Origin of the sequence: Streptomyces lydicus (genome assembly GCF_000717345.1) — a bacterium.
GTDB lineage: Bacteria > Actinomycetota > Actinomycetes > Streptomycetales > Streptomycetaceae > Streptomyces > Streptomyces lydicus.
The window spans coordinates 367,772-373,795 of sequence record NZ_JNZA01000008.1 but is presented as its reverse complement, the minus strand read 5'-3'; the positions used below and the strand labels follow the sequence as shown (position 1 = coordinate 373,795).

Below are 6,024 nucleotides of genomic sequence, written 5' to 3'. Positions count from 1 at the left end.
GGGGTGGGGCGGGGGGGAGGGGCCCCCGAGGAAAAGGTCCCGAGGCTACGGGTGGGTCACGCCACGAAGGGCCATGGTGACCGCTGCCTCGGTGATGTCGGTCGGGTCTTCCGCGGCGCCGAGTTCGATGCGGCGGACCGCGGCGTCGACGACGCCCTGGAGAAGCATGGCCGCGAGCCGGGGCTGTTCGTGGCCGAGGGCGGCGAGCGCCTCGACGATCATGGCGATGAGCCCGCCGTGCGCCGCGCGGATCTTTTCGCGTGCGCCCGCGTCCAGCTCACCGGCCGAGATGGCGACGACGGCACGGTGGCGCCGGTCGCCGACCAGTGCCAGCTGCCGGCGGACATACGCCTCGATCTTCTCCTCGGGACGCTCGACGCGTTCCATCGCCGCCGCGACCTCGGCGGCCCATACCGGGAAGTCGACGGCGCACAGCTCTTCGACGACGGCCGCTCGCGAGCGGAAGTACTCGTACACGGAGGAGCGCGCGAGTCCCGTCCGCTCGGCGAGGGCGGGGAAGGTCAGCGCTTCCGTTCCGCCTTCGGACAGCAGGGTGCGAGCGGCGTCCAACAGGGCGCCGCGCTGCATGGTCCGGTGCTCGGCCACAGAGGCCGCTCGAATCCTGGGCACGCCCCCACTCTACGGATGGCGCCCCGGCCGCGGCACTCCGCATGGCGACACGGTGTGCGCGGACGCGGCCGGCCGGCCGTGTCTCAGCGGCCGACGTCGGCGAGTTTCGCCCGGAGCTGGAGCACGGATTTGGTGTGGATCTGGCTGACCCTGCTCTCCGTGACGCCGAGGACATTGCCGATCTCGGCGAGTGTGAGGCCCTCGTAGTAGTAGAGGGTGACCACGGTCTTCTCCCGGTCGGGGAGGGTGTTGATGGCCCGTGCGAGGAGCCGTCTCAGTTCGCGGTCCTCGGCGATCTCGACGGGGTTCTCGGCGGCCGTGTCCTCGAGGGTGTCCATCAGGCTCAGCCGTTCACCACCCTCGCCGCCGACGTGCAGCAGCTCTTCCAGCGCCACCACGTTCGCCAGGGACAGCTGGCTGAACACTCCGTGGAGCTCCTCCAGCGCGATGCCCATTTCCGCGGCGACCTCCGCCTCCGTGGGGGTCCGGCGCAGCTGGGCCTCAAGGGTGGCGTAGGCACGCTCGACGGCGCGGGCTTTCTGGCGTACGGAGCGTGGGATCCAGTCCAGTGCGCGCAGTTCGTCGATCATCGCGCCGCGGATGCGGGTGATGGCGTAGGTCTCGAATTTGATGGAGCGTTCGGGGTCGAACTTCTCGATGGCGTCGATCAGTCCGAAGACTCCGGAGGAGACGAAGTCGGCCTGCTCCACGTTGGGCGGCAGGCCGACGCTGACGCGGCCGGCGACGTATTTGACCAGTGGCGAGTAGTGCAGGATCAGTTGTTCCCGCAGCCTGCCGTCGCCCGATGCCTTGTAGGAGCGCCACAGCTCGTCGAGGGAGCTGGGCGCGGCGGGGCGCACGCTGCCGCGCGCGGCGGGTGGTACTGCCGCGCGGTCAGACCCGGAGGTGTGCTGGGGCATTCGTCGCCTTGAGCCGTTCTGCCGAGACGTGGGTGGGTGGATGCATGAGGGTTGAATTGCCTGTGAGCGTAGCGTGACCGGAGTGTTGCGGTGCGCGAGGAGAGCGAGTTCGGGGGTGCGCAGATACGTTCCGCTGCCCGCACCTCAGGGTTACCTCGTACGGCGTGTCGACATCCGCATGCGGTGCCGGGTGCAGGCGTTCGGAGGGCCGTGCGGACGCACGCGGTGGCACGGCGGGCTGGCGCCCGTGCGCCCGTTGCGCCACATCGCGGTCCGCCCATGGGGCGGACGGGTGCGGCGAAGTACGGCAAACCTGGATTCTGCGGTCATTCCCCTCACCCTTTCACCCGTTCGCCCCAGGTCAAGGACCGCCTCGCCGGGAACCGTCGGTGCTCTCGGCGCGTCGCGCCAACTCCCAGTGGTCGCCGTACCTTTGAACGAATCCGAGGGACTGCAGCTCCAGGAGCTTGGCGTGGGTGAGGTCGCGGGGCGTGCCGGCTTCGCGCGCCAGGCGTGCGCTGTCCGTGCCACCGCGGGCCGGCAGCGCCTCCAGCACGCGGGTTGCGACGGGGTCGAGGAGGTCGCGGACCAGGGTCGGTCCGCGGTGTTCGGGGGCGAGGTCGCCGATGCTGCCGACGAGTTCGATGACTTCGTCGGCGTCGGTGACCACCGCGGCCTCGCCGCGCAGGAGTTGGTGGACGCCGGCGGACAGGCCGCTGGTGACGGGGCCCGGCATGCCCATCGTGTAGCGGCCGAGGGCGAGTGCGCGCCGGGCGGTGACCAGTGAGCCGCTGCGGAGTTCGGCCTCCACGACGACGGTGCCTCTGGTGAGTGCGGCGATCACGCGGTTGCGTTGGACGAAGCGGCTGCGGGTGGGGTGGTCACCGGGCGCCAACTCGGCTACCAGTAAGCCTTGTTCGGCGATTCTGCCGATCAGTTCGGTGTGGCCTCGCGGGTAGGCGTAGTCGACGCCGCAGGCGAGTACGGCGATGGTGGCGCCGTCCGCGGCGAGGGTGCCTCGGTGGGCCGCGCCGTCGATGCCGTAGGCGGCTCCGGAGGCGACGGTCCAGCCGCGGTCGGCGAGTCCGGCGCTGAGGGTGGCGGCGAGGTGGGCGCCGTATTCGGTGCAGGCCCGGGCCCCGACGACGGAGACGGACCGCAGCGCCCACAGCCTGAGGTTGGCCTTCCCGCGCACCCAGAGGCCGATGGGGCGGGCATCACCGAGGTCGTCGAGCTGGCTGGGCCATTCGTCGTCGCCGGGGCAGAGGAAGCGGCCGCCGAGGGCGGCGACCTCGGCGAGGTCCTCGGCGGGGCGGGCCCGGGCGGCCCGTAGTCTCAGGCCCGCGATCTTGGTCCGGCTCGCGCCCGTCGGCGGGACGGCGTCGTCGTCGGCGAGTGCGTGCCACAGGGCTACCGGGCCCATTTCGCGGAGCCAGCGGCCGGCGGTCTCGTCGCCCGGTTCGAGGATCCGGGTGAGCGCGGCGCGAGCGGTGCGCTGTGGTTCGTAGGGCTGGCAGGGTGCTGGTGGGGCGGGCGGGGCGCCGGTGGCGAAGCCCCAGGCGTCGATTCCGGTCATGGCTCATCCCTGCTTGCCGGGCGGCCGCGTGGTGGCGGTCTCGCGGTGGTGTGCGCCGAGGTCTGCGCTGGCGCCGCCCGCGCCCGCTGTGGTGAGCGCTCCACGTCGTACGCCGGTGCGCAGTTCCAGGGCCCAGTTGACGTCTTCTGCAGTGGGGCGGTCGCGGCCGGCGAGGTCGGCGGCGGTCCAGGCGACGCGCAGGACGCGGTCGAGGCCGCGGGCGGTCAGGAGGCCGCATTCGAGGTCGCGTTCCGCTTGGGCGAGGGCGCCGGGCTGCACCTGCCATCGGGTTCGGAGTTCGTGGCCGGGTACTTCGCTGTTGGTGTGCCAGGGGGTGCCGGCGAGGCGGGCCTCGGCGCGTTCGCGGGCGGCCTGTACGCGTGCGGCGACGGTCGCAGTGGATTCGGCGCTGCGGCCGAAGGCGACCAGTTCGGAGCGGGCGACGGGTTCCACGGAGATCCGTAGGTCCACGCGGTCCATCAGCGGGCCGGACAGCCGGGAGCGATAGCGGCGGATGGAGGACGGCCGGCATTCGCAGCCTCCGCCGGTGGTGCCGTGACGTCCGCAGGGGCACGGGTTGGCGGCGAGGGCGAGGAGGAAGCGGGCGGGCATCCGCAGCATGCCGGCGGCGCGGGCGACGACGACGTGGCCGGATTCCAGCGGCTGGCGCAGTGCGTCCAGGACACTCGGGCTGCACTCGGCGGCCTCGTCCATGAAGAGCACGCCGTGGTGGGCGAGGGAGACGGCTCCGGGGCGGGGCATTCCGCTGCCGCCGCCGACGAGGGACGCCATGGTCGCGGAGTGGTGCGGGGCGCAGTAGGGCGGGCGGTGGACCAGCGGTTGTCCTGGGGGGAGGGTTCCGGCGACCGAGTGGACGGCGGTGACCTCCAGGGATTCCTTGGGGGTCAGGGGTGGCAGCAGGCCCGGGAGGCGTTCGGCGAGCATCGTCTTGCCGGCGCCGGGCGGGCCTTTCAGGAAGATGTGGTGGCGTCCGGCGGCAGCGACTTCGAGGGCTCGGCGGGCGGTTTCCTGGCCTGCGACGTCGGCGAGGTCGGGGGCGTGCTCGCCGCGTGGCAGGCCGGCGCTGACGCCGGTACCGGGGACGAGCAGGCCGGCCAGCAGCGGGTCGGGGCGGCCCTCTTCCAGTGGATCTTCTTCTTCGGGTACGGGTTCGTCGGCGAGGACGGCGATCAGCTGCCGCAGGCTGCGGACACCGAGGACGGAGATGCCGGGGACGAGCGATGCCTCGGCGACGGTCCGTTCCGGCACGACGACCTGGCGGTATCCGGCATCCGCGGCGGCGAGCACGGCGGGCAGCACGCCGCGGACGGGGCGGACGCGACCGTCGAGGCCGAGTTCGCCGATCATCATCAGATCGGTGAGTTCGCGGGGGTCGAGGCGTTCGGCGGCGCCGAGGACGGCGCAGGCCACGGCGAGGTCGAATCCGCTGCCGCTCTTGGGGACGGAGGCCGGGCTGAGGCCGACGGTGAGCTTCTTCTGGGGCCATTCGGCGCCGGAGTTCACCACGGCGGCGCGGACCCGGTCCCGGGATTCGATCAGGCTCTTGTCGGGGAGTCCGACGAGGGTGAAGGCGGCGACGCCGGGCTCCAGGTCGGCCTGGACCTCGACGACGACCCCTTCGACGCCGACCAGGGCGACGGAGCACGTCCGGGCGAATCCCATCAGGCCACCCCCCGTGCGTGCTGGACGACCGGGGCGCCGCGGGCCGGGAGCAGGATGCCGATGACGTCGATGCGTACGCCGCCCGGTGGTGGGCCGCCGTGCCGTTCCAGCCAGCGCTCGGCCAGCAGTCGCAGGCGGGCGGTCTTCTGGGGGCGGACGGCCGCCATGGGGTGTTCGTAGCGGCCGGCGCGGCGGGTTTTGACCTCGCAGACGACCACGGCGTCGCCGTCGGCCGCGACGATGTCGATCTCGCCCTCGCGGCAGCGCCAGTTGCGGTCCAGGATGCGCATTCCGGCTTCGATGAGCCGCCGGGCGGCCAGGTCCTCGCCGTAGCGGCCCAGTGCGCGCCGCCGGACGTCAGCGGGTTCGGTGCCGGGCGGCCGGGTGGTCGCAGGAGAGGGCCGGACCGGTGCGGGTGGGGCCGGCGTGGGCGGCGTGCCCGGTGGCCTGCCTTCGGCGGCCCGTAAGCCCTTACGTGGCCTGCTGCGGCGCCTTCCCGGCGCCCGGTCCGTGGGCTGCGTGCCGGTGTCCGCACCGGTCGCCGGGTCGCGGGTCTGTGCGGGGGTCCGGGCGGGCGTCCGGGTGTCGTGTGCGGCCTTGTGGCCGGCCTGCGTGGTGTTCATGCGGTACCACCTCCGCCACCGACTGTGACGCCGCCGCGCGAAGCTGTTGGATCTTGGTGGACAACCGTCGGAATGTGGATAACTTGCTCACCCGAGCGGGTGACACCACGCCCGGCCGGCCCCCAGGCACACCCTTCAGCCGTCGCGCCCCGCATGCCGGGCACGCGCACCGGTCCGGCGTTCCCCGCTCCGGCAGACAGCGGCGGGCCGCGCGCGCCGGGCGTCTCGCGTGCCCGGCCGTCGCGCGGCCCGCCGTTCGTCGATTCGCCGCCGGATCAGCTCCCCGGCAGGTCCAGATCGCTCTTGTTCAGCTCTTCGATGTTGACGTCCTTGAACGTGAGGACGCGCACCTGCTTGACGAAACGGGCCGGGCGGTACATGTCCCAGACCCAGGCGTCGGCCATCGACACCTCGAAGAAGACTTCACCCTGTACCGAGTGCACCTGCATCTCGTAGTCGTTGGTCAGGTAGAAGCGACGCTCGGTCTCGATCACATATTTGAACAGTCCGACGACGTCGCGGTACTCCCGGTAGAGCTTCAGCTCCATCTCGGTCTCGTACTTTTCGAGGTCCTCGGCGCTCATGGCAGATC

At 72.2% G+C, this 6,024-nt stretch carries 6 protein-coding genes; all 6 read right to left on the bottom strand.

The window, feature by feature from the left end:
- Positions 1 to 45: 45 nt before the first annotated feature.
- Complete coding sequence (locus OO62_RS10065; protein ID WP_033266964.1) at positions 46 to 588, bottom strand: TetR/AcrR family transcriptional regulator; 543 nt, start codon at positions 586 to 588, stop codon at positions 46 to 48.
- A gap of 125 nt (positions 589 to 713) precedes the next feature.
- Positions 714 to 1,550, bottom strand: coding sequence for an RNA polymerase sigma factor WhiG (gene whiG, locus OO62_RS10060; protein WP_033266920.1), 837 nt, complete (start codon positions 1,548 to 1,550; stop codon positions 714 to 716).
- Between the two features lie 361 nt (positions 1,551 to 1,911).
- Positions 1,912 to 3,126: a DNA-processing protein DprA gene (dprA, locus tag OO62_RS10055; RefSeq protein ID WP_078617089.1), complete on the bottom strand. Its 1,215-nt coding sequence runs from the start codon at positions 3,124 to 3,126 to the stop codon at positions 1,912 to 1,914.
- 3 nt (positions 3,127 to 3,129) lie between these two features.
- Positions 3,130 to 4,809: a YifB family Mg chelatase-like AAA ATPase gene (locus OO62_RS10050; protein ID WP_033266919.1), complete on the bottom strand. Its 1,680-nt coding sequence runs from the start codon at positions 4,807 to 4,809 to the stop codon at positions 3,130 to 3,132.
- Positions 4,809 to 5,150 carry a YraN family protein gene (locus OO62_RS10045; RefSeq protein ID WP_033266962.1) on the bottom strand — a complete coding sequence of 114 codons (342 nt, stop codon included), beginning with the start codon at positions 5,148 to 5,150 and terminating at the stop codon, positions 4,809 to 4,811. Before OO62_RS10045 ends, OO62_RS10050 begins: the two co-directional genes overlap by 1 nt.
- A gap of 557 nt (positions 5,151 to 5,707) precedes the next feature.
- Complete coding sequence (locus OO62_RS10040) at positions 5,708 to 6,016, bottom strand: DUF2469 domain-containing protein (protein ID WP_003980220.1); 309 nt, start codon at positions 6,014 to 6,016, stop codon at positions 5,708 to 5,710.
- Positions 6,017 to 6,024: the final 8 nt, after the last annotated feature.